At 47.3% G+C, this 23,127-nt stretch carries 14 protein-coding genes and 1 pseudogene; 6 read left to right on the forward strand and 9 right to left on the reverse strand.

All coding sequences use genetic code 11. The features are described from left to right. Window positions 1-159 precede the first annotated feature (159 nt). From L5M10_RS17225 to L5M10_RS17250, 6 genes are all read left to right on the forward strand, one after another. On the forward strand, window positions 160-540 hold the full coding sequence (locus L5M10_RS17225; RefSeq protein ID WP_249555219.1) for a hypothetical protein: 381 nt from the start codon (window positions 160-162) through the stop codon (window positions 538-540). After that, entirely contained in the window at window positions 537-3,032 is a 2,496-nt protein-coding gene (locus L5M10_RS17230) for an Hsp70 family protein (RefSeq protein ID WP_263198194.1), read from the forward strand. Before L5M10_RS17225 ends, L5M10_RS17230 begins: the two co-directional genes overlap by 4 nt. A gap of 3 nt (window positions 3,033-3,035) precedes the next feature. Further along, window positions 3,036-4,505, forward strand: a complete 1,470-nt coding sequence (locus L5M10_RS17235) for an ATP-binding protein (protein ID WP_263198192.1) — start codon at window positions 3,036-3,038, stop codon at window positions 4,503-4,505. Window positions 4,506-4,517: 12 nt separating this feature from the next. Continuing rightward, window positions 4,518-6,167 (forward strand): hypothetical protein, encoded by a 1,650-nt coding sequence (locus tag L5M10_RS17240; RefSeq protein WP_249555213.1) that lies wholly within the window; start codon window positions 4,518-4,520, stop codon window positions 6,165-6,167. A gap of 384 nt (window positions 6,168-6,551) precedes the next feature. Then, on the forward strand, window positions 6,552-6,932 hold the full coding sequence (locus L5M10_RS17245) for a hypothetical protein (RefSeq protein ID WP_249555209.1): 381 nt from the start codon (window positions 6,552-6,554) through the stop codon (window positions 6,930-6,932). A 48-nt stretch (window positions 6,933-6,980) separates the two neighbouring features. Further along, a complete protein-coding gene (locus L5M10_RS17250; protein WP_249555208.1) occupies window positions 6,981-8,426 on the forward strand; it encodes a peptidoglycan-binding domain-containing protein in 1,446 nt (481 codons plus the stop codon). 366 nt (window positions 8,427-8,792) lie between these two features. On the opposite strand, the gene L5M10_RS17255 is transcribed toward L5M10_RS17250, so the two are convergent. From L5M10_RS17255 to L5M10_RS17295, 9 genes and pseudogenes are all read right to left on the reverse strand, one after another. Continuing rightward, window positions 8,793-9,503 carry a M48 family metallopeptidase gene (locus tag L5M10_RS17255; RefSeq protein WP_263198189.1) on the reverse strand — a complete coding sequence of 237 codons (711 nt, stop codon included), beginning with the start codon at window positions 9,501-9,503 and terminating at the stop codon, window positions 8,793-8,795. Then, window positions 9,503-12,604 carry a type I restriction endonuclease subunit R gene (locus tag L5M10_RS17260; protein WP_263255661.1) on the reverse strand — a complete coding sequence of 1,034 codons (3,102 nt, stop codon included), beginning with the start codon at window positions 12,602-12,604 and terminating at the stop codon, window positions 9,503-9,505. Before L5M10_RS17260 ends, L5M10_RS17255 begins: the two co-directional genes overlap by 1 nt. Beyond that, window positions 12,597-15,080 (reverse strand): DUF262 domain-containing protein, encoded by a 2,484-nt coding sequence (locus L5M10_RS17265; protein WP_263255662.1) that lies wholly within the window; start codon window positions 15,078-15,080, stop codon window positions 12,597-12,599. The genes L5M10_RS17260 and L5M10_RS17265 overlap by 8 nt, the downstream gene beginning before the upstream one ends. Next, window positions 15,073-16,920 (reverse strand): DUF262 domain-containing HNH endonuclease family protein, encoded by a 1,848-nt coding sequence (locus tag L5M10_RS17270; protein WP_263198625.1) that lies wholly within the window; start codon window positions 16,918-16,920, stop codon window positions 15,073-15,075. The genes L5M10_RS17265 and L5M10_RS17270 overlap by 8 nt, the downstream gene beginning before the upstream one ends. Window positions 16,921-17,028: 108 nt before the next feature. Beyond that, complete coding sequence (locus L5M10_RS17275; protein WP_263198626.1) at window positions 17,029-17,253, reverse strand: hypothetical protein; 225 nt, start codon at window positions 17,251-17,253, stop codon at window positions 17,029-17,031. Window positions 17,254-17,294: 41 nt separating this feature from the next. Further along, a complete protein-coding gene (locus L5M10_RS17280) occupies window positions 17,295-17,801 on the reverse strand; it encodes a hypothetical protein (protein ID WP_263198627.1) in 507 nt (168 codons plus the stop codon). Then, window positions 17,801-19,150, reverse strand: coding sequence for a restriction endonuclease subunit S (locus tag L5M10_RS17285; RefSeq protein WP_263198628.1), 1,350 nt, complete (start codon window positions 19,148-19,150; stop codon window positions 17,801-17,803). The genes L5M10_RS17280 and L5M10_RS17285 overlap by 1 nt, the downstream gene beginning before the upstream one ends. Next, window positions 19,147-21,603, reverse strand: a complete 2,457-nt coding sequence (locus L5M10_RS17290; RefSeq protein ID WP_263198629.1) for a type I restriction-modification system subunit M — start codon at window positions 21,601-21,603, stop codon at window positions 19,147-19,149. The genes L5M10_RS17285 and L5M10_RS17290 overlap by 4 nt, the downstream gene beginning before the upstream one ends. Window positions 21,604-21,914: 311 nt before the next feature. After that, window positions 21,915-23,044, reverse strand: a pseudogene (locus L5M10_RS17295) (IS4 family transposase). Window positions 23,045-23,127 lie beyond the last annotated feature (83 nt).

The raw sequence follows: 23,127 nt of genomic DNA on the forward strand, positions 1-23,127 counted from the left end.
TATGATTAGTAGTTACCAACATCGCTATAAAAGGCGGGAAATCAGTAATTTCACAGCGCCAGCATGATGATACTTATGTACTGCTGAAGAATATTTCAACATCTCCTGAGCATTATGCCTAGAAAATGGAAGTTAATATGAACAAATTAGGAGAATAAAATGGCTAACTCTGAGCAAAACGCAATACCACCTGAGGCAATGCGAGAGGCTGTGATCACCATGGCTTTAGAATCTTGGCGCTTTGCCAGAGTATTTGAGCGCATGTTATTGAAAATCGATGCTGGTGAACAAAACCGATACAAAAGCCAGTTTCGGTGGTTCATTAAAAAAGTTGATGAAGCTTTGGAGTTGGCGGAATTGAGAATAGTCAATGTAGAGGGTCACCCTTTCGATCCTGGTATGGCAGCGACCCCACTGAATATCGAAGAATTTGATTCGAAGGATACCTTGATGGTTGATCTGATGCTTGAACCAATCATTATGGGTAAAGAGGGTTTGGTTAAGACAGGAACAGTCACTTTGAGGAAGATGGATCTATGAAAAATTATGTTGGCATTGATTTGGGGACAACTAACAGCGCAATTTGTTCCTATGACGGCTCCGAAACTCGCATTTGGAAAAGTCCTGAACAAAATGATGTGACACCATCTGCTATTTACATTGACCGTCGTGGCAATAAATATGTTGGAAAGCGAGCTTACGACTCTGCGCCGCATAGTCCAGACAACTCGGCGATGTTATTCAAGCGTGTAATGGGTACAAGTACACCAATTCAGCTATCGGCAGTAAATCTAACCAAGACGCCAGAGGAATGCTCCGCTGAAGTACTAAAAGTATTGTTCGGGTACTTGCCAGAAGAAATTAGAAATGACCCGGATACGGGGACTGTAATAACTGTTCCAGCAGCATTTAACCAGATGCAGAAAGACGCAACAATGCAGGCTGCTAGTATGGCCGGCCTTGGTAATGTTGCACTTATGCAGGAGCCAGTCGCTGCAGTTATGAGCGTCATGCGTGCCCGCAATACAGATGGTATGTTTCTAATTTATGATTTGGGTGGCGGCACGCTCGATATTGCTATTGCAGAAAGTATTGGTGGAAGGGTAAATCTTCTTGCCCATGGTGGTATAGCCATGTGCGGTGGTCGGGACTTCGATAGAGTATTAGTCGATAATGTGGTTCGTCCTTGGTTACTTGAAAAGTTTGATCTCCCAGATGACTTTTCTGTAAACCCAAGCTTTAAATCACTCATCAGACTGGCTACCTGGGCTACCGAGCGAGCAAAAATTGAACTTTCAGCACGCGAGGAAGTTGTTATTAGTCTTTCAGAAACTGAAACACGAGTTAGAGATCTTAACGGAGATGAAATCTATCTCGACATCCAACTGAAACGTGAAACTTACGATAATTTGATTGCAGAGCGTGTAGCCGAATCGATTAGCTCAGCTCGCGAGGCCTTAAATAAAGCTGGACTATCTCCTCATGACCTTGAGAGAATTGTTTTCGTGGGTGGTCCAACCAATTATAAACCTTTGAGAGATAAGGTTTCTTATGAGCTTGGAATACCGGGAAACACTGATGTGAATCCGATGACAGCTGTGGCTGAGGGAGCAAGTCTCTTCGCTGAATCTATAGACTGGGGTTCCCAGAACCGATCACGCAAAAACACCCGAGGTCAAATCTCCTCCGGTGGAGGAATTGATCTATCTTTCAATTACATTGCTCGTACTCCGGATGTTAAAGCGAAGATAGCAGTGCAGCTTGCCGGGCAAGCAGCCTCAGGTTCAGAATTTCAAATTGATAGTGAAGATACTGGTTGGACATCGGGTCGTATGCCACTTAAGCATGGAACTACTCTTGACGTGACTCTGTCAAAGTCCGGCGAAAATACCTTCAAGGTATTTGTATTTGATGCTGTTGGTGGCCCACTTACATTGGAACAGGACAAAATTGTCATTACTAGAACTGCAGCAACCGTGGATGCAATTCCTGCCTCTCATTCTGTTGGTATTGAAGTCTTGGAGAAACTCGGTGGTCGCCCTGTGCTCGACTATCTGATTCGTTTTGGTGATTCACTCCCTAGGAAGGGGAAAAAGATATTCAAAGCAGCTGAATCTTTAAAGTCAGGTGCATCTGGATCACTTAACCTGAAACTTTGGGAAGGTGAGATTGAAGATCCCATCACCGACAACCGCCCTATCGGTGTGTTAAAAATTTCAGGCTCTGATTTTGATGATGGAGTAATCCCCGCTGGAGCCGATCTTGAATGTGAATTTGAGATTTTGGACTCTGGAAACATAGTTATTGAAGTTTCAGTGCCCTGCATAGGCGGTACTTTTCATTCCGGCAGAAACTTCTATTCTCGACAGGAAGGACAGATTGACTACACAACTGCTGCCGTCATGGTTGTTGAAGAAGGGGAAAGAACACTAAATCGTATTGATGAAATCAATAAGGTAGTGGATAACCCCAAACTTGAACAAGCAAGACAGAAGCTTGAATCTGCAACAGAACTCGATCCAGAAGAAGCAGAAAGTGAAGAGTCTCAAGAGGCCATGGAGAAAGTGTTCGAAGCACGAAAACTGCTAGCCCAAGTAAGAAGAGAGCACCTTAAAGAAATTCGACAAATAGACCTCAACTCAGTGGTGTCTTTTTTCGAACAATTAATCCGTGAACATGCTCGACCATCCGAAACTTCGGCTTTCGATAACTTAGTGAAAACTGCTCAGCGCTCAATCGATCGAAACGACAACGATTTTGAACACCACCTTGATGAACTTAGAAATAAAAATTTCGAAATCCTATGGCGACAGGATTGGTTCGTGGTTGAGCGTTTCAAACATTTGGTTAGCTCCCCACATTTATTTGCAGACAAGCATCGTTTCGATGAACTTACCCAGCAAGGAATGCTGCTTATGCGATCCGATGACATTGAAAAACTCCGCGCCGTTGTAGCCGAACTTTCGATGATCCAGATAGGTGGAAGCCCTGACAATGAGATGTTCGATGTGGCCAACATTATCAGGGGATGATTTATGGCGAAGGATTTATGGTTGCCTAAAGGGTTTGAGTTATCGGACGGTTCGAAAATCCGGTCGCTCCTCTATGCAGGAGACGAGTGGCAGATTTTCGATACCAACGGCTCGAACAATATCCTGCTCACACGTCCGGAACTGGCACGGAAGTGGGATGAGTTCGGTTTTCTCGACAGATCCCTGTTCGGGGACGTCGCGTTAGGGAATGAATCATTCCAGAGCCTGAGCAGCCATAAAAAATACACTCTGGCGGCGGTCGAAAATGGGAAATCCCCGGAAAACAAGGTCGATGCACTGGCCTTTGCCTTCGCCCTTAAAGAGTCTCGGAAATTGTCGGATGATGCCTCCTTCCATGATGCCGTTTATGTGGAACAGTACTCCAAACTGCTCCCGGTCTGGACGCTGACACCTGACGTCGATGATGAAGTTGTCTTGGGAACCTGGATCACCGGCGGGGTCGTCATCGCCACAGAATCCTTCCGGCGCTTGACCAACCTGACCGGCTGGATGCCCGCTGGTGATCTTGCGGAGATTGTAAAGGCGGCAGGATTTAGCGTACCTGCTGATGCGGGCCTACTGGCCAAGCGCAAGCCCGCCTCTCAAACCAAGAGCGACGCGAAGCTCGCTTTTGCCAAGGAGGCAGTCGAATCTGAACAGCCGAAAGCGCCCGAGGTACGGGCAGAGGTCAAATTTTTCAAACTTCCAGGGCGACCACAGCTTGAGGAGTTCTTCAACGAACATATCATCGATATTATTTTTAATGCTGAAAAATACAGACAATTGGGTATCGAGTTTCCATCCGCCGTTATTCTGCATGGGCCACCCGGCTGTGGAAAGACATTTGCTGTAGAACGACTCGTTGAATTTATAGATTGGCCTAGTTACTCAATTGACTCTAACAGTGTTGGCAGTCCTTACATTCATGAAACCAGCAAGAAGATTTCCGAAGTATTTGATAAAGCAATTGATGCTGCCCCCTCCATTATAGTAATCGACGAAATGGAGTCATTTCTGTCGGATAGGCGATCAGGAAGCTCATCTGGATTGCATCACGTTGAAGAGGTAGCTGAATTTCTTCGGAGAATTCCTGAGGCTATTAAAAAAAATGTTCTGATCATAGCAATGACAAACCTGATCGAGATGATCGATCCAGCTATTCTCCGTCGGGGACGATTTGACCACATCATCGAAGTGGGTATGCCGTCGAGAGAAGAAGTTGCGTCGTTAATAGATTCGCTCTTGAGCAAACTGCCGAAAGCCGCTGATCTTAAAGTGGACGAGATCCTTGATGAGCTCACGGGTAAAGCGCTTTCAGATTCCGCCTTTGTCATACGTGAGGCAGCTAGGATTGCTGCCAAGACTGGAAAATCAGAACTAGATCAAGAGAGCATCTTAACTGCACTGAATAGCTTACCTAAAAATCAAGAAAAAAGTAGCAGGCGAATTGGGTTCGTCTGGGATGACAAATAACTGGAGGGGAGCATGGACCTTTTACAAAACCCTTTTCATATTTTAAATGCCAGTCCTCGAGACAATCGTCGACGAATCATGGAATTGGCAGACGAACGTAGTTTATTGCTAGATTCAAATCAATGTATGGAGGCTCGTTCGGATTTAACTAATCCTCGAAAAAGGCTATCGGCTGAAATTGCTTGGCTACCGGGTATTGGACCTAAACGTGCAGGAGAGCTCTTGTCACTTATCGAGTCTTCGCCAACAGATCTACTAGGCGTCGATAATCTGTCTTCAATTGCGCGGGCGAACCTGCTTGCATCAGGACTCTCTCGTTTGCCTGAGAACAACGCTGATGACGTTGCAGAGTGGATTCTAGATATCGCTTGGGCGTTTGAAGATTTAGGCCCCGATGAGCTAAGCGTAATAATCAACGAGGAGCGGGTAGTCTCTGGTTTCCCTGAAGTTGTGGACCTTTCAGCCGTTGAATCTGAAATTCAGGAACGGAGGAGACATTATCGCCAGATCATCAAGTCTGCCCTCGACAATCTTTCTCCAAAAGAGCTCGTAAAAGCAGTTACAATTGCCGTTGAATCCGCGACTGACGATGGGGAGGTGCACGGCCCCATTCTGATAGCCGATCTCATTGATTCGTATGAGGTGGAGGCACAGGGATTTCTTGACAAGGAAGAAGGGAACATAAGAGCTCTTGTCGAGAAACTGTGGGCAGCCGTCGATGCAGAACGGCCCGATTCCACATTGGCCCCCATGGTGAATCAGCTAATCCAAGTTGTTAAAAACTGGGACACAGTTGCTCAGCCGATACAGGTCAGCACAAAAAGTCGAGGGCTCGATCACGATGCCAGTCACCGCGTTGCCGGTCTGGTTCGTGGCCTGGCGATCCATATGTTCAACGAGCACGGCAAGCTCGATTTCTCGCAGCAACTCACGAACATGCTGCAGGAAGTATTCGCGGAGGTTGGTGAGGTTGCCGAACGCACCGCTGAGGACGCAGATGCACTTGGCGAGATAGCGGAGCAAAGAAAGCTAAGCCGGTTACTCGACCCGATTTCTGATCTTTGTAAAGCAGCGCTGGAGAGCTCTGAAAAGCAACCAACCTCTGCTGATAGGGAGGCGCAGAAAGTTATGAATACTGTGCCCCAGCTTATAGCGAAGTTGTCAGCATCAAAACCCGGTGCCGAAATTCTCTCGCAAGGCAAAGATGAGATTGCACTGACCCTGATGCATTGCGCAGTTGTTTACGGCAACAAAACGGAAAAGTGGAAGCCGTGCATTGCATTCCTTGAAGAGGCATTCAAGTACGCCAGTAGCCAAGAGGTAAAATCAATAATCCAGAAGAACCTCAGCACTGTTAGAGATAACGATAGGCTTTATGGGGACCTCATACCCATCACATCAGCTCCGAGTCTCCATACAATAAACGGGATTGGCACAACGATGTATGGTTCAACTGACCATGACCCTGCATCAGGAACGTACCTTTCTACCCATTATTTCGTATTTTTTGCAATACCCATTTTTCCGATAAGCAGATATCGGGTAATACCAACTGGTAACGGATACCGTTTTCTCGGAAAGGCTCCGCTACGGACATTTGATAAGTGGCACATTGCAATATCTCTGGGCCTGATTGCCTGGATGTTTATTAGCATGCAATGAACGAGAGCAACAGTATGGATAAAGACAACAAACGCGGATTCTCAGGTCTCAGTGATCTGACATCGGATACCGGGACTCTCCCACAGTCTCAGCCTCGTCAAACCAGTCCACTGCCATCAGCACCACAAATGCCGGTGTTCGCCTTGCTGGAGCTGACCAAATGGCCGACTCTTCCGGCTCCATGGTCGAGCATAGATTCTGGCGAGACCTCGGTCTGGGGGGATGTCTTCCTGACTTTTCAGAAGAAGCCGAAGACCGTTCTTGACCTCGCCATGGAAATGCAGGGGAAGAAGGCCGAGTACCGAGGGATGATCTATCACTACGCCATGTCAGTTTTTTTACCGTATCGACAGAAATCCTCATGGACCATCGCACCGACCGATTATGACTGTTGCCCTCGAGCAAGCCGATATGGGAATACTGGCCAAAATTCTCGGCTGCGAAGCTGGCGAGCTCCTTCAAGCAGAGGGTGGCAGCAAAATGGGACCGCTGATGATTGGTCTCTTTACCGGCGAGACACGATTGAACCTTGGTGATTATGAAGGCGACACAAGCCCACAGTCGGTCAAGCGGAGGTTTTTCGAAATCCTGGGTCGGCAGTTGGGAGTAAGCGGCCAGCCAAAGATGATAGGCGACCTGGCGCAGGCGCATGGGCATCCGGAAACGGGACTGCCCGCCAAAAAGAAAAACTCCGGATGCGCCCCGGTGATTCTCTTGTGCATTGGTATTGGCGGTCTGGGCGCTTGGGGGCTGACGTTCATATGAGGGAGCTCGGCATGAGATTTATGTGCGAAACGGAAGGGGTCGGTGTCCATGGCTGGTTATAACGACAAGAACAAAAAAGGCTTTTCAGGGCTCTCTGACTTGGCGTCCGAGGTCAGTGACATCAATGAGCCCATAAAGCCGGAGCCAAAAACGGAGGCTAAGCCATCAACGCCTAAGCAATCACCCCAGCCCCAGCGTGACACTTCGACTTCCGAACCCGAGCAAAAATCTACAAGCTCTCCTCCGCCTGTCGAAAAAGTAAACACTGGCAATAACGAGGGCGGCTCTGGCGGCAAATGGATTCTTGGCATTATCAGTGTCATCTTTGTGATCTGGCTGATTAATAATGTAGAGCAGAGCAACAAAAAGCCTTCATATACTCAGCCATCGTCGTCACAGAGCTACGGTTCCTCGAAGAGCACACCGGCTCCGGTTACTCAAACGCAAAGCAACACCCAAAGTGCCGGGCTGCAATATACAAAGCCTTCGGTCGGCTCCAATAACGTATTGTCCGTACCGGAAATTCGCTGGTGTATCCGCGAAGGCATTCGTATTGAAGCGATGCGCGACATCATTGATAACAATACGGGCATCGATGAGTTCAACCAAATCGTCAATGATTACAACAGTCGCTGCGGGAGCTACCGTTATCGCGAGGGTTCCCAGTCTCGAGCTGAACGTGATGTGGAAGCCTACAGAACCCAGATTGTCTCGGAAGCCATTCGCGAGGCCAAACAGCTGGGACGTTCCTATCAACCCTCCTATCCATCGGTTTCGCCAGGCGTATCGAGCAGCACCGCTCCCAAGAAGCCCAATGCCCAATACACCAGAGAGGCACAACAGCTTCTGACCGATCTCGGCTATGCCCCCGGTCCAGTGGATGGTGACTATGGCCGCCGGACAGCCGACGCGGTAAAGGCCTTTCAGCGTGATGCAGGTATCACCCAGGATGGTTGGATTGATGAAGATTTGCTGAGCACACTACGGAGAGCAAAGGCCGCTTATAAACAGCCAGCCTATCAGTCTGAGCCGCAGAGCCAGACAAGTTTGCAGCCGCGTTCCAGCACCCCTCCGGCTACTGCTACAGCTAAACCAAAAAACCTCTCCTACGAGGAACAGTCTAAGTACGATGCTTCACAGCGTCTTCGCAGGCTTGGTTATGATGTGGATTGGCGAACCAACTCTTTAACGGACATGCTCGATGCAGAATCTAGGATCGGTACGGCGAACCGCCTCGCCCGGCTCGGTTATAAGGTGGATTGGCGAACAAGCTCTCTGACGGACATGCTTGACGCAGAATCCAGGATCGGCACGGCGAACCGCCTTGCCCGGCTCGGCTATAAGGTGGATTGGAGAACAAGCTCTTTAACGGATATGCTTGACGCGGAATCTAGGATCGGTGCGGCGAATCGCCTCAAACGGAAAGGAATTTCAGTAGATTGGCGAAACTACTCGCTAACACAGTTGTTGAATATGGAGTATGGGCAGAACTGACCTGGGCCGTTTATATTTTCAACGGATTTTGTCAAGTCGCTATCTGGCGCAGCATCAGCGGAAATTTCGAAGCGAGATGATTCACGAATGCCTTGGACTTCGGAACACACTAAATGGCTCGTCGACACCGGCGAACGACTGAAAACTGCCGACGGCAAGGAGGTCGAGGTCTGGGAGTTCCGTCATGAGAAAAATGAGGCAGTGCTTTCGGCTTGGCGGCAAAACACGTCCAAAATCATTACTGCTAGGGTACAAAGATCGATTTCCGTCCGCCACCGGAATATTTAGTTTATACCAAACACAACTTTACCTTCAGGGGGGCTTCTCATAAGCCAATGAAAATATTGTGAGTGGACATATTGCGAGCTAATACCCCCACTTATCAAATGCTAAGGGCGTGCGGTTAAGTGTTCGGCGATACTCGGGCCATTTGGGCAAGTGTTGCTGCATCAGGGCTTTGAAGCGTTCGTTATGGTGGCGTTCAAGTAAGTGAATGAGTTCATGCACAATGATGAACTCAAGGCATTCTGGAGGCTTTTTCACGAGTTCGAGATTAAGCCAAATCCTGCCAGTGCTTGGATTACAGCTACCCCACTTAGTTTTCATCCGTTTAATGCCGACAAACGATGGTGTTACGCCAATTCGTTCTTGCCATTGCTGCATCAAGGGCTCTAGGCGTTTGCGTAATATCTGTCGATACCAGTCCTGCAGAATAAGCTGACGCTTCTCGGTCGTAATCTCGGTTTTACTGGTAATAGCAATGCGACCGCCTTTGAGTTTAACACTTGGGCTGGATGACACATTGACATCGAGTCTGTAGCCGCGGCCCCACAGATAGTGAGTTTCGCCACTGCACATTTCGCGTTCGGATTGGCGAGGCTGTGCGGCAAAGTCGGCTTGTTGCTCGCGGATCCAAGCAAGGCGTTTCACCACTGCCATACGAATGGCGGTATCACTGAGTTGTAGCGGTGCCGATACCCGCACCTTACCCTCCGGTGGCAGCACCGAGATATGCAGGTTTTTAATCGGTTTGCGCTGCAAATCTAGTGTGATATTGCCAATGGTAACGTCTGCCATTAATGGTACTCTTTTTGAGCCTTAACTAAGTCCATTACTGCCTTAACATCCACCTTGTAGTCAGCAGTTTCTTGTTGTACAGCCCGAGCGATTTCCTTCTCTTTGAATCGGTCACCCAACCAATCTGCTTTTTTAGTGTAACGTACGGCCGAGTCGATTTTTGTTACCAGCACTTCGTCATTACCAAAGTTATCGAACAGCGCCCGTTTGGCCATGGTATCCATAGTTTCTGGGTACGCTTTTGAATTGTTACTGGCTGGGTATTTTACCTTCTTCGCCAGTTCTCGTACTTTTTCCAAATATTCCTGGTATGAGATCGCTTGCTGACGCCGCTGCTGGATGAGTTCATCCAGTAGTACCGACATCTGCTCGTAATACTTAGGGTTAACCGGGTTCTCATCGACTATGGTTTTACGCACGTTGTTTTCGATGGCTTCCGCCATAGCCTCAGGATTCTTTTTCATATCCTTTGGCAAGCCATCCAAGGCCTCAGTGCCTTTTTGTACAATCAGCTCAATCAGACCCAGCTCTTCAAAATCCATCAAGGTTTCGCTTGGGTCGGCGTCAATATACAAATCAAGCATTTGGCGCATCGCCGGCTCAAACTGTTTCATGTCCACCACGTCACCGCTGGCGATTTTGATTTCATCGCGCACTTTGCTGTAGTGCTCCACCTCTTGGCGGATCACCTCGGCTTCGCCTTTGCTGTAGCCGGCTTGCTGCATCTCACTGGCAATATTGGTGAAACAGCGGATCAGTTTCGACACGCTTTGGTAAAGCGTTAGACGCAGCGCCTCTTTTTCACTGAGCTCGTCTTCAAGCGCCCCCGGCTGACAGCAGAAATAATGCTGGTAATCAATTTGATGCTGGGGTGCTTTCACAGGTTCGCATAAGGTTTTCACGGCCTCAAGCGCATTGTCCAAATCATCTTTGGCCATCTTCAGCCGGTCTTTCAACAGTCCCGCGACGTCTTCTTTGTCATAGCCTTCAAAGGCTTCACTGGTGTAGTCGTTGACTGTTTTTTCCAGGCATTTAAACAAGTCTTTGTAATCGATAATGTAGCCATAATCTTTATCATCACCATCCAAGCGGTTGACCCGGCAAATCGCCTGGAACAAGTTATGGTCAGCCATCTTTTTATCGATATACAAGTAGGTTGCAGAAGGCGCATCAAAGCCGGTCAGCAGTTTGTCCACTACGATCAGTAGCCGCATTTGGCCAGGCTCTTCGATAAAGCGCTTTTTCACGGTTTGCTCGAATTCTTCCACTCGCTTGGCTGCTTCATCTTCCGATTGCTCAAAAAACTCGGCCAGCATTTTGCGGTAAATCTTGTACTTACTAAGTTTCTCTGTCGCGCCGGCACCAGTTTCTTCGCCCTTAATTTCAGCGGCATTGGGCTGATAGCTGGTCACTATCGCACATTTACCCAGAAACCCTGCGTCGGCAAACATTTCATACACTTTGCACGCCTGATAGACGCTGGCACACACCAGCATGGCGTTACCTGCACCTTCTTTTAAGCGTGGTTTGGTATCAAAGTCCATCAGGATATCGCCGACAATCTGTTCTAGCCGTGCCCGACTGGAGAGCAGCTTTTGCATCGAGCCCCATTTTTGCTTGATTTGCAGCTTACCCAAACGCGATAAATCTTTGGTTTTGGCTTCAAACCATTCATCAACTTTTTTCTGCGACTTCACCCGCTGGTCAATATCACGCGCTTCGTAGCGTAAATCGAGCACCACCCCATCCGATACTGCTTCGTTAAACTTGTAGGTGTGAATATAAGTGCCAAAGACTTCAACAGACTTTTTCTTGTCCTGCTTCATCAATGGTGTGCCGGTAAAACCGATAAATAGCGCATTCGGCAGAATGCTCTTCATGGCTTCATGAAGCAGACCCGACTGTGTGCGGTGACACTCATCGACAAACACAAATATGTCACCTTTAGGCGAGAAGTCAGTTGGCAGGCTTTTCTTCATCTCACTGATAAAATCGTCGGCGTTAACAGTTGATTCGTCATCGTCCTCGCTATGACGACCAAATTTATGCACCAGCGAACACACCAGCCACGGGTTTGGTTTGTTGAGCTTAACCACCAAATCAGCACCGCTTTTACTGCGGTAAATCTGCTCATCAACGCCGGAGAACACCTTTTCAATTTGTTCGTCGAGTTCGGTACGGTCGGTGACCACCAGCACGCGCGAATCACGCACATTTTCACGGATCCACTTCGCCAGCCACACCATGGTCAAGCTTTTGCCGGAGCCTTGGGTGTGCCAAATAATGCCGCCTTCGCGGCGTGCAATAAATTTCTTGGCTTCGCTAATACCAAAATACTGATTGTGCCGGCAGGTCTTTTTACGGCCCGCATCAAACACCATAAAATCGTGGATAAGTTCTAAAAATCGCTTCTTTTGGCAAATTCGGCTGATGTGGAAATCCAGAATGTATTCATAAGGGTTAACACAGTCTTCTTTCCACTCTAGGTAATGTTTGGCTGAGGTTTCGATGGTGCCATAGCGCAGGCCCTGGGTATCGTTGCCGGCCATCACTAACTGCATAGTGGTAAAGAAATTACGGATAAAGTCTTTTTTCTGGTTATCGAGGTTTTGCGCAATACCCTCAAATACCGATACGCTGGAACGCTTAAGCTCAATTACACCCAATGCGATACCATTCACATACAGCACCAAATCAGGGCGCTTTTTGTTTTCGCCTTTAACTGTCACTTCTTCGGCAATGGCAAAATCATTCGCCTCAGGGTTTTGCCAGTCAATCAACCAAATGGTTTGGTTTTGCTCACCGGCACTTTCTTTGTCCTTCACGCCGTAACGCAGCAGTTGGTAAACCTCCTTATTGGCGTAATACAGGTGCTTACCTTCACCCAAGCTTGCGGCTTTATCCAGTTGACGCAGTGCGCGGGCAATTAGCGCCGCCGAAACATCGCGATCGCTCAACCATTTGCTCAGAATCGTCTCTTCGAAATTGCGGTTATTGGCACGATCTTTCCAATCGCCTAAATAGCGGTAGCCAAGCTCTTGGGTGAACAGCCTGATAACCCGCTTTTGGGTGAGTTTTTCTTTTTGGCCTACGTCAGTCATTTGTCAGTCCTTTGAAACAATTACAGACTTGATAAACCATCGCCTTCGCAGAAGACATATCAGAACACTCAAACTCAAGTTGATTTAACAAATCACCGAAAAACTCATCTTCTAAGAAGCCAAACTCATAAAGGGCAATTTTAATTTCATCAGAGATAGCTTCTTCATCTCCAGAATTCTTGGAAATAGTCAATCTAAACGATGAATTAGAATAACTCACATATAGATAATAAACCTCTCCTTTCTGGAAGCTCGCAAACTTCAATCCTGGACGGCTATCCATTCCTCGCTGGGAATCATAGGGAAGTAAACTAAAAGGTGTAAAATCAAACGACTCTTCCGCCAACTCTCTATAAAGGAATGCAGTTTTAATTTCACTTTGATAGTGGTTTCTTTGCGACTGGTGCATCAGGATCACTGTATCCTCTTCCAACATCACAAAGCCTTGTTCCGTGATATGAAAGAGCGATGGCGTGGTAATCAGCAAATGCTGCCAATTCTGCTGATTAAAGTCCTGCGTCGATACGCTCGCGGAGCAGATGGCCTCCAAGCTTTCGAGCACATTTCCTGTGCTAAATAGCGGGTCATCAAACACTTGTTGAACATAGGTTTGCTTTTGGTTCCATTCATCGTCTGATGCAAGAGACAAGCGTAGCAATCTTGACCAAGAAAAATCCCTTCGGGCGTTTTTACCACGTAAAGAACTCAGCACATTGTATTTATTACCGCCCGTATTGATGAAATAAGTGCCTTTACAGAGAACGGCTCGCTCCCATGCATAGTTCATGTTTTCAGAACCATCTATCAGCAGATCAAAGATGGACTCTGCCGCTTTGGCATAATGTGTAAATTGCGACAAAACTTCTTCGTTGTCGGACCATTCCACATCCTGATTGGCTATGAAGTAGTCCACAACGCCGGAGAATTTAAGCACAAATCCAATCTGCCCCTTTAGGTACGGGTGATGCTCAATCTGTAAAATCCTGGTCCGCCATTCATTCGATTTCAGCAGCAGATGTGCTTTTAACTTTTCTTCAAATACCTGATATTCAGGAAACGCCTTAATATCAATATCATTGCGCAGTAAATCGAGAATTGGAGCTCTATGGCTCGCCAACTCATTCAAACTGACGAGTGAGGCATGATAGTCCGAGAAAGTATTGAATATCTTGTGCTCAGTCAGATTGAACACAACTCGCATCCATTCAACCAATTCTTGGTCACGTTTGCCATTGGCGATGGCACTGTAGAATGCGAAAAAACGAAGTTTTTCGGGGTAGCTTGTCGAATTGGCGAGAACTTTTTTAAAGGTCTCAATTTCCCGATAATAATCAGCATTTACCAAGTATTGGGTGATACCTTCCTGCGTTCGATCAGCGCTGAGCAAATCAAGATGCTCTATCAACTTGATAAGCTGCCCCTGTGATAGGGCGTTGGCATTTTCATACTCTTGTAAACTCAACACCTTTACTTCAGCGCCGTCAAAGAAAGTTTGTTGGGCCTCGTAGACACTAGTCCCACTTTGCAGCAGTTGATGCTGCGCAATAAATAACCCAATGAAATTCATCAGCTCGTCATCGAACGTATTGTCATCCGAATCGGTATTGCGAAATGGCCAAAATACATCGGCCCATTCGTTATCAATTTTGTAAATAAAGTAGTCATACCCTGAAACGGGCAAAGGCTTACGGGGCAAGCTGTAGTGTGTCGGCCAATCACCTTGAAACGATTGAATTTTTTTCTCTAACTTGGCTTTGAAGTTTTCAAAGGTAGTTAAGGGTTTGCCCCGTGCATTCATTTTTATGTAAAGATCATCAGTCAGTAAAAACTTTTCCAGGTTGAGAAATCTGAAGGTGATTACCGGCGATTCGTCGTGTGTCAACCTCAGGTAAAACTCAGGATGCCCACTGAATTTCAGGTGGATAGCATCCAGCATTGTTAACATCGACTGGATAGTTGGATCCAGGCACCAAGACGTAAAAAACCAATGTTGGTCTTTGATAATTGCAGAAACGGCATCTGCGGATCCGCAATCAGCTATCTGACTGTAATCAAAAGAAGATGTAACCAGCGCATCACAAAATTCACGCGAGCTGCTTCTGGTTTCATAGGTGAACCGAGCTTGCTGATTATGACTCAGGATAACATTGAAGGACTCCCGCTCACCCGCACTTACCGCCAAATACCAGTGCAATAAAAACAAGGTGGTAAGTCGTTGCTGCCCATCGAGAGGAATAAATTTTGATGATTCCGTGATGCTGCCATAGACAAAATCAAGGTCATTAAAAGGCCGGTTAGACTCCAGGTAGCCAAACAGGGCTTGTAAGAAGGTGTCCCGAACAACGGCCTCTTTTTGACGGCCCTGAGCGTAATCTCGCTGAATGATGGGAATTTCAATCTTCAAATCAGAGTCGCGAAACAGCTGGAAAAAACTCAAGCGCTGCCCATCATGCTCGAGGTCCAATGGTTCAGTCATTGCTTGCTCCTTGCTCTGGTAAGTAATCGGCCAACATTTGCTTTAGTGCATTCACATAGTCGTTTGCATCAGCCTCATTCCAGTGAGCCTGTTCCGTATAGGCTTTACTGTAATATTTTAAAAATGCATTCTTGGTGCAAATAGGCACAAATACCCCACGACTGTCGCTGTCAATAATCCGAGCGCGCTTGATTGGGAAAAGTGCGTTTTTGTAACTGCGATTGGTGCTGGAATCAAGCAATGCCAAATTGCCAAGATCATCAATCCAATCTACCGGTTGCTGGTGGAGTTTTTCGTTTACTGATTCAAAAAAATCATCAAAGCTGTGTCCGAGAAAATCGTCGTTTTGGAAACTCTCGACCTCACTCAACAGTTGACTGATTTGCTTATCTGCAGCCTCAATTGCAGCCTCAATTGCAGCCTGTTGGTGTTGCGCGCTCTTGGAAAGTTCTCCTTGGGGAAGGAAGAATGTGAGGGCACTTGGGTCGTTTCGTAAAAAATGCGCTAACTCATCAAGCCACTTGGTCCGCTCTTTTCCTTTTGGGGCATGCTCACCTCTGGAGCGTATATGCTCAATATCCCACTGCTCATGCTTGAATCGGTCAAATGGGAAGCGAACATCCGCATTTTTGGTTGATAGAAGCGTTTGAATATTGAACAGCAGCAAGAGTTGCCGGATCTCCATGCGGTGATCCTCATAATTTAAGTTTTCGATATCCTCCGGCAGATCTTTTGTAATTAAAGCTCTTAAGAAGCCTTTTAATTCGGTTTTAGTCATCCTCTGTTCAGCCGAGAATTCTTTTAGGCGTGCAACACTTAGATTGCTTTGAACCAAGAAGCCTATCAAATGGTACAGCTCGCGGTCTTGGTACCAATCCTCAAAGCTCAAAAAGTAATCTTTAACTTCTTTCCATAACTCATCAATGGACTTTCCATTCTCATAGAGGTCGTCCTGGAACTGAGTAAAGGTATAAAAAGCATCGTTGCCCTGTTTATTGCCTTTCATTAAATCGAAAATATATTCGATGCGCGTCGGATAAGGTTTACTGGAATCGTTGATGAAATACCAGAAAGGCGGCTCCTGAAGGCGTTTTTCAATTGCGTCCCACTCCGAGGCAATCTGCAGCTGCTTTAACTTGGCTTCTTCAGATTTAAAGTGCGATTGTTTCAAAAATAGCGCCTTAATCAGTTCTGCATTGGTCAATGGGATTTTGCCGATATTAATGCGAGCGAATACATCAATGGCGTAGCCTTGGCCAGCACTTTCTCCAGTTAAGTCATACCAAATGACTTTGACTGCATGCAGATTTTCAGAAGTCTCTAGTAAAACTCTAAGCACATGAGCTTCATCGTGTCTATTGCGACCCTCATCTCTGAACCAATGACGAATGGTTTGATAGGCTTGGTGCATGTGGAAGTAGTCAATGTTATCTTCGAAACCGTCTTCATGGATCTGCTTTAAAAAATCAGCGCAATTAGGGCGTGTTTCATACGCCAATGAAAACAATGATTTGCTGTAGCAATTTTCAAGGGTATCTTTGAGATGAACTTGTTCTAAATAACGCAAAATGAGATAGAGCGTAGTCAAGCGTTGCTGACCGTCAACCACATGCCAGTTGTCTTTTCCGCGAACAACGACAATAGGCTGCAAGCAATAAAATGCTGATGGTTCCTTTTGCGGTGCTTTCGCAAATTCCAATATGTCACTTAATAGCGCTTTGACTTGGGTTTCACCCCAACGATACCCACGCTGATAAGCTGGGATAAAAAAGTCTTCGTTCAGAAGCTCATACACACTTTTTAGACACAGATTTGAATCAATAGCAGGCGTTTCTGACATACAACACGGTCCTTGTGGTCATCGGGGCAACGATGAATGCTTTTAAAAGGGCAAATGCCAAGCGTTGAATTCCCCAATATAGAGATTTAGATAATTAAAATCTAGCACTTAGCGCTTGCGAATACTTGTTAAACACTCTTTCGGCACGTAGATCCAGCCTTCGGTGGTGACGTCTTCGGTTGGGGTGGCCATCAGCTGTGGTCGCTGGTGTTGGAATAAGGCCTCAACGGCGCAGTAGGCGTCATCGCGGCAGTCGGTGTGCCAGTGATTAAAATCGGTTTGCTCAGCAAGATTATCGATATATTGCTGCACCAAATCTGAGATCTTAAGCACTGTCGGGTAGCTTTCCAATGCGTTGTGTTGGCAATTTTGTTTTAGCTCAGTTGCCAGATACCGTTTGGGTTTGGCGTAAAGCCGAATTTGCGCAGTAAATGCAGGCCTTTGGTGGCTTGGCTGCCGATCATGTCTTTAACTGCCGACAGCGGGCTAAAGCCGTGGGCGAATAACTCGCGCTCGGTATGGCGGTATAAATACGGGTTATCGCATGATGCAGTAAAAGGCGTGGTAACAGCTTCGCCTTGTAATAACTGCAACAAACCATTGGAGAAGCCCAATGGCGTATCGATGGCCATCACCACGTTCTGCACAGTAAATGCTGCTTTGGTTGCGTCTTCAAACTGGCACAGCTTGGCCACCGTGAACAGCCAGTCGGTATAACTGGCTGCTGCGGCAATCGAATCGCGCAAGTTGCCACGCCAAGGTTTACCGACCAGCTCGCCTTGCGGATTTAACACCACCAGCGCATCGCGGCTGTTGGCGTTTTTCTCGCAGTTCCAGGCGCCGACATCCCAGCCAATATACCAAGCTTGCGGCGCAGTCATTAGGCTGCGCCTGCTGGTTTTACTAAACGAGTTTTGCCGGTTAACAGCTCTTGCATCATACCTCGTTTGATTTGGCGGGTTTTGTTGAGGCGCTTTTCTAAGGACTGAATATCTTCATCCATCTCATTTAGGATTACAGATATAGCTTCTTGCTCTTCTAGATTCGCCGGAATTACTAGCTGAAATTCTTCAAAAAGTGCTTTAGAAACAATTAGTGTCGCAGTAATACCGGCCGACGCCTTTAGTCTGTCGCTTGATAATTCAATAGCATAAAATAGGAAGTCGACATCTATATGATCATATGGAATCACAGCGTTTATCTGCTGATTGCAAGCTCCATCCCTACGCAAGATAGCGTTCTTGCCGATACTCGCTATGCAAGTTACCAACACAGTATTGGCAGGAAGAGGTCTGATGGATTGAAGACCTTTTTGAGATATTTTTCTCTCACTTGAATAGATATTCTTCGAATGAGATATATCTGTTGGAGTTATCCATGGAACATCACCATTCCAGTACTCTGCTGAACTGGTCGAGGGGGTTCCCCCAGTAGACACTCGCCCTAATTCAAAAATTGTTTTCACTTCCCAATCCTCTGGGATTTCGCCGAGTTCGCTGGGTTTGTAGCCTTTTTTGCGGCCGTCGGGGTGGTGGGCGCTCTTTTCATAAGCAAAGGCGGGCAGGCGGGTGCGGCCGGTGAGCAGTTGTTGCATGGTCGCCGTTTTAATCGCCTGCTTTTTCGCAATCAGTTTTTCCAGTTCCTGAATCAACGCATCCACATCCGATAAGGCATTGGCTATGGCGGTTTGTTCGGGCAGTGAAGGTAAAGAAACCTTAAACTGCCGAAGAGTACTAATTGTTATTTCTTGTAAGGCAGAACCATTCATCGAGGCTAAAAATCTGTCGGCACATGCTTTACTCGACAAAAAGTGCTTAACATATTTCGATGAAAAATCTGGTCTTACCGATATAAGTGCAACTCCACGTGTTAAATTGGCGCCGGCAAGATCGTTGTCTATATACCCAATCTCGCCTACTTTGCCTCGCAATGGTATAACCAAGTCACCGCTTTTCAACACAGTTCTTCTGTACGATTCGCTTATTGAAGCTGAAGTTCTGATTAAATTGTCAGTCTTGATTACTCCCCCAACAATATCAACGACTCTGAGGCAGGGTATTCCATTTATGATGTTTGGACCTGTTTGAACAATACCGTATGAGATTGGCCGATTAGGGTCCGTAATCTCAGACAAAGAATAATTCTTCCATTCGTCTAGTCGAGGTAGAGAGTTTATCTGAAACTCCAAACCACTTACTTCATGTTGGTTTTTAGATACGTTGATACTCATACCAACCACTCCAAACCCATAGCCTTCAAATGCTCAGCCACTTTGGCACTTAATACATCCACTGACTTGCTGATCTGCGGTAATGGCTCGGCATAACGCTCTTCCAAATCTTTCACGCGGCTGGCCAGTTGTTGGCCCATACGTTCAATTTCAGCCTGAATGCTGGCTTGTAAGGTGGCTTGCCATTTGTCTTGCACCAATAGGGTTTTCACGTCGCGGATGGTAAGCGTGGCGTAGCGTTTAAACACCAAGAGATCGAGCTTGTCTTGCTGCTCTTTGACAGCCTTTTTGCTGCTGCCTTCGCTATCAAACAGACGCTGGACTTGCTGCAGCGCTTTGCGCTCATCTGGGTCAGATGCGAATTTTAGTCGTGCTTTCACCGATGCTGCAGTGACTTTATCTTTGTCGTTGAGTGCATCGGCCAGCAGGCCGTCCTCGGTGCTGTGCTCTTCAATATAACTTTCCAGCTCCTGGCTGATGTTATCGAGCTCGCCTTGCAAGCGTTCGAGATCAGCTTGCTGCGCGGCAAAAAAGCGTTTCACCAATAAGGCGGGTGGAATGAGTTCGGCTTTGTATTTGGCTTTGCCGATGACTAAATCTGGCACTTCTTTCAGTTTCTCGCCTTTGGCAACCATAAGTTCACGCAGGACTTTGCCCGCGTCCCAGCCGTCTTGCACCAGCACATAGACATCGTCTTGCATGATGTCTTGCCAATAATCCATCAGCAGTTGGTAAACGTCGTATTTGCTTAACAGCGGCACTTGGTCATAGGCTTCCAGCAAGGCCTCGCTAATGCGGTGGATCAGTGCTTTGGGTGTTTCGCTGCCGTCGATACTGTCTAACTGCATTTGCGCAAACCATGCCTGAAATGGCGCGTTGGCGCGTTGGGCAAATTGCTGGAACTCGGTGTGTTGCAGGATAGTTGGCTTCACATCGCGCGCAGCGACTTTGGCGTGCAAATAACCTGGGCGTGCCGGGGTAAATAAGCTATCGCGCAGGCTGGGTAATACTTGCCAGAAATCGCCTAAGGCGGCGACGTCACGCTCTGGGATACCACCGGCTAAATGGGCGGATAAATCGTGTAAGTCTTCGCCTTCGCTGCTGTCGATGTAACGCGGGATATTTAGGTTGTAGTCGTTGCCGGCAATTTCTTTGAGCGAGACTAAACGACTGTAGCCTTTAAGTTCCAGCTGTTTGGTAAAGACATCAACGATTTTATGAATGTCTTGCGCGCGCAGGCGGTTTTTATTGCCGTCTTTGGCAAAGCCTTTGCTGGCATCGACCATAAAGATGCCTCCTGCGGTTTTACTAAGGTCGAGCGGATCTTTGAGCATCCGGCTTGCGGCCGATGCTTTATCAATGACGATAATACAGGCGGGAATGCCGGTGCCGTAAAACAGGTTGGCCGGCAGACCAATAATGCCTTTGATATAGCCTTGTTTTAGCAGGTTTTCGCGGATGCGCGCTTCGGCATTACCGCGGAACAACACACCGTGCGGCAGAATGACTGCGCCTTTGCCAGTGCTTTTTAAGCTTTTGATGATGTGCAGCAAAAAGGCGTAGTCGCCGTTTTTTTCTGGCGGCACGCCCCAGGCAAAGCGTTTAAATTCATCGTGCTCGGCGTTAATGCCGCTGGTCCAGTTTTTATTAGAAAACGGCGGGTTAGCAACGGCAAAGTCGAAGGTTTTCAGCTCGCCGTTGGTGTCTTTCCATTCAGGTGCAGCCAGCGTGTTGCCTTTGGCGATTTTGGCGGTGACGTTGTCATGCAAAATCATGTTCATGCGGGCCAAGGCGCTGGTGGCGTTATCCATTTCCTGACCAAAAATCGACAAGCCGCGGGGCGCTTCGTCATTGGCTTTAAGCAGCAAAGAGCCTGAACCACAGGTTGGGTCGTACACTGAGGTGCTGGGCATTGCATCGGCTGGAATGCCTATCACTTTGGCGAGAATTTTTGAGACTTCCGACGGGGTATAAAACTGGCCCTTGGATTTACCTGATTCAGTCGCGAAGTGGCGCATCAGGTATTCGTAGGCATCGCCTAATAAATCATCGCCATCGGCGCGGTTGCCGGATAAATCTAAACCTTCAAAAATACCCACCAGCTTGGTTAAGCGATCGACCATTTCCTTGCCTTTGCCAAGCTTGTCTTCGTCGTTAAAGTCGGCAATGTCGATAACACTTTTTAAATCATTTTCTTCGGCCAGTTTGGCAATGATTTTGTTAATGCCTTCGCCGATATCGGGCTTGCCCTTGAGTGCGACCATGTTTTTGAAATCGGCCCCGACGGGCACGTCAATCATGGCGGTTGGGTCATTTTGGGCTTTGTCGGACACGTACTTCATAAATAGCATGGTCAGTACGTAATCTTTGTATTGGGAGGCATCCATACCGCCACGCAGCTCGTCGCAGCTGGCCCACAGGGATGAATAGAGTTCGGTTTTTTTGATTGCCATGGTGACTGTGTATTCCCTTAACAAAACTTGGGCCGATGCAGGATATCGTGGCACCGGCTTGCGAGGATGGGGTAAGTGCGCATACCTTACCAGCAAAATGGTACTCGGCGAAGCGTGAGCGTGGCAAGCTGTTTGGTTAATCAACAAATTGGTTGGTAAAACTCAAAAAGATATGGCAAAGCTTTTAGGTCTTTGGGGTGATTCAAGTGGTCCTTATGGGACCACTACAGTTATGGCAAAGTAAGTGAAGGCGATTTACTTCTCGTAAACACTGAGAAAATAAAACCAGGCATGCCCCTAATGCCGTTCACTTAAGAGTGAACGGCATTTTTCTTTGGTCTAACCGGAAACTTGTTTTTGCTCATTTTAAGAACTCGTGGATATGCCCTTTCCCGTTTACCATCCAGCTTAAATTGCCGTGCATTTCGTTCTATATCCAATACGTCTCTCGGGACATTCCCCGGTGTTTGTGATGGCAGTTGTGTCAACTTGAAGATGATATAACTCGCCGCATCCCGAAAACTCAGTTGATTGGGGTGGACCGATCGCTGGGGTAACGCATCGGGTCAGTCAACGAGGTCAAAATGGCGACTGACTTACCTTTCACTGTCTTAGTCAATAAACGCGCTTCAAGAGTTTCAGGGAGCTGCGGCCATTTCTTTCTGGCTTGAGGTGTAGTGGTGAGTTTCACCCACTGGTCATGCTTTCCTAGCGTTCGCACCACCTCATATTGAGTGCCTTTCTTCAATGGCAACAACCAGTGGCTATCAGGTTGCGCTTGCTGCCAAGCGTGTAACAGGCCGAGCGAGTAAAATCCTCGGTCAAATAGGGTTAGGCTGTGATTGGGAATGCTAGGAATGAGCTGGGACGCTAAGTTCATTTCATTTTCAGCAACCGAATCAAAGGCGCTGTTGACCAACAAATGGCTGCTTAATTCCATCAAGCAAACCATGCGAATTTGCGGATAAGCCGCTTCGCCTGAAGCGTTTGCGGTACGCGCAAAGGCGGCTTGATTTTGGACACTATCGGGTGTCCGCCACACTACACCGTCAACACCATACAAGTTAAGGCCGCACCAATGAGGATGTTCAGCTCTCGCGTGCCAGGTATTGGCGCTGCGACTAAATACTTCTCTAATAACCTCACTGCCCAATCGTTTACGAGCCTGAGTCACGGCGCTGCGTGCAACATAATCAATCTCTTGCGGCAAAACAATATCGAGTTTGTTGATGAGTGACCGAACAGACTCCCCTCGGAACAAAGCCATTCCGATAACGGCCCAAATCATCGCGTCCATCGGCAATTTACGCCGTCTTAACGTCGCAACGCCCTGAGAGTCTAGACAAGATTGAATTAACTCAGGTTCTAACACATCTGCTAAGCAGGTGAATTCGGTTAGGCGGGTAATATGAGTACGGGCGAGTGCTTCTGAGAGTTGCATAAAAAATCCGATGACATGAGGTCATCGGATTTTGATCTTTTCAGCGAGATCGTCAAGCGATCTGTCTTAACTGATCGGCATTA

Origin of the sequence: Shewanella sp. SM32, assembly GCF_025654235.1 — a bacterium.
Classification (GTDB): domain Bacteria; phylum Pseudomonadota; class Gammaproteobacteria; order Enterobacterales; family Shewanellaceae; genus Shewanella; species Shewanella oncorhynchi.

Coding starts and splice junctions, on each gene's coding strand:
- L5M10_RS17250 (WP_249555208.1), top strand. CDS start 6,981: ATGGCTGGTTATAACGACAAGAACAAAAAAGGCTTTTCAGGGCTCTCT.
- L5M10_RS17235 (WP_263198192.1), top strand. CDS start 3,036: ATGGCGAAGGATTTATGGTTGCCTAAAGGGTTTGAGTTATCGGACGGT.
- L5M10_RS17240 (WP_249555213.1), top strand. CDS start 4,518: ATGGACCTTTTACAAAACCCTTTTCATATTTTAAATGCCAGTCCTCGA.
- L5M10_RS17265 (WP_263255662.1), bottom strand. CDS start 15,080: ATGACTGAACCATTGGACCTCGAGCATGATGGGCAGCGCTTGAGTTTT.
- L5M10_RS17245 (WP_249555209.1), top strand. CDS start 6,552: ATGACTGTTGCCCTCGAGCAAGCCGATATGGGAATACTGGCCAAAATT.
- L5M10_RS17285 (WP_263198628.1), bottom strand. CDS start 19,150: ATGAGTATCAACGTATCTAAAAACCAACATGAAGTAAGTGGTTTGGAG.
- L5M10_RS17260 (WP_263255661.1), bottom strand. CDS start 12,604: ATGACTGACGTAGGCCAAAAAGAAAAACTCACCCAAAAGCGGGTTATC.
- L5M10_RS17270 (WP_263198625.1), bottom strand. CDS start 16,920: ATGTCAGAAACGCCTGCTATTGATTCAAATCTGTGTCTAAAAAGTGTG.
- L5M10_RS17255 (WP_263198189.1), bottom strand. CDS start 9,503: ATGGCAGACGTTACCATTGGCAATATCACACTAGATTTGCAGCGCAAA.
- L5M10_RS17230 (WP_263198194.1), top strand. CDS start 537: ATGAAAAATTATGTTGGCATTGATTTGGGGACAACTAACAGCGCAATT.
- L5M10_RS17225 (WP_249555219.1), top strand. CDS start 160: ATGGCTAACTCTGAGCAAAACGCAATACCACCTGAGGCAATGCGAGAG.
- L5M10_RS17280 (WP_263198627.1), bottom strand. CDS start 17,801: ATGACTGCGCCGCAAGCTTGGTATATTGGCTGGGATGTCGGCGCCTGG.
- L5M10_RS17290 (WP_263198629.1), bottom strand. CDS start 21,603: ATGGCAATCAAAAAAACCGAACTCTATTCATCCCTGTGGGCCAGCTGC.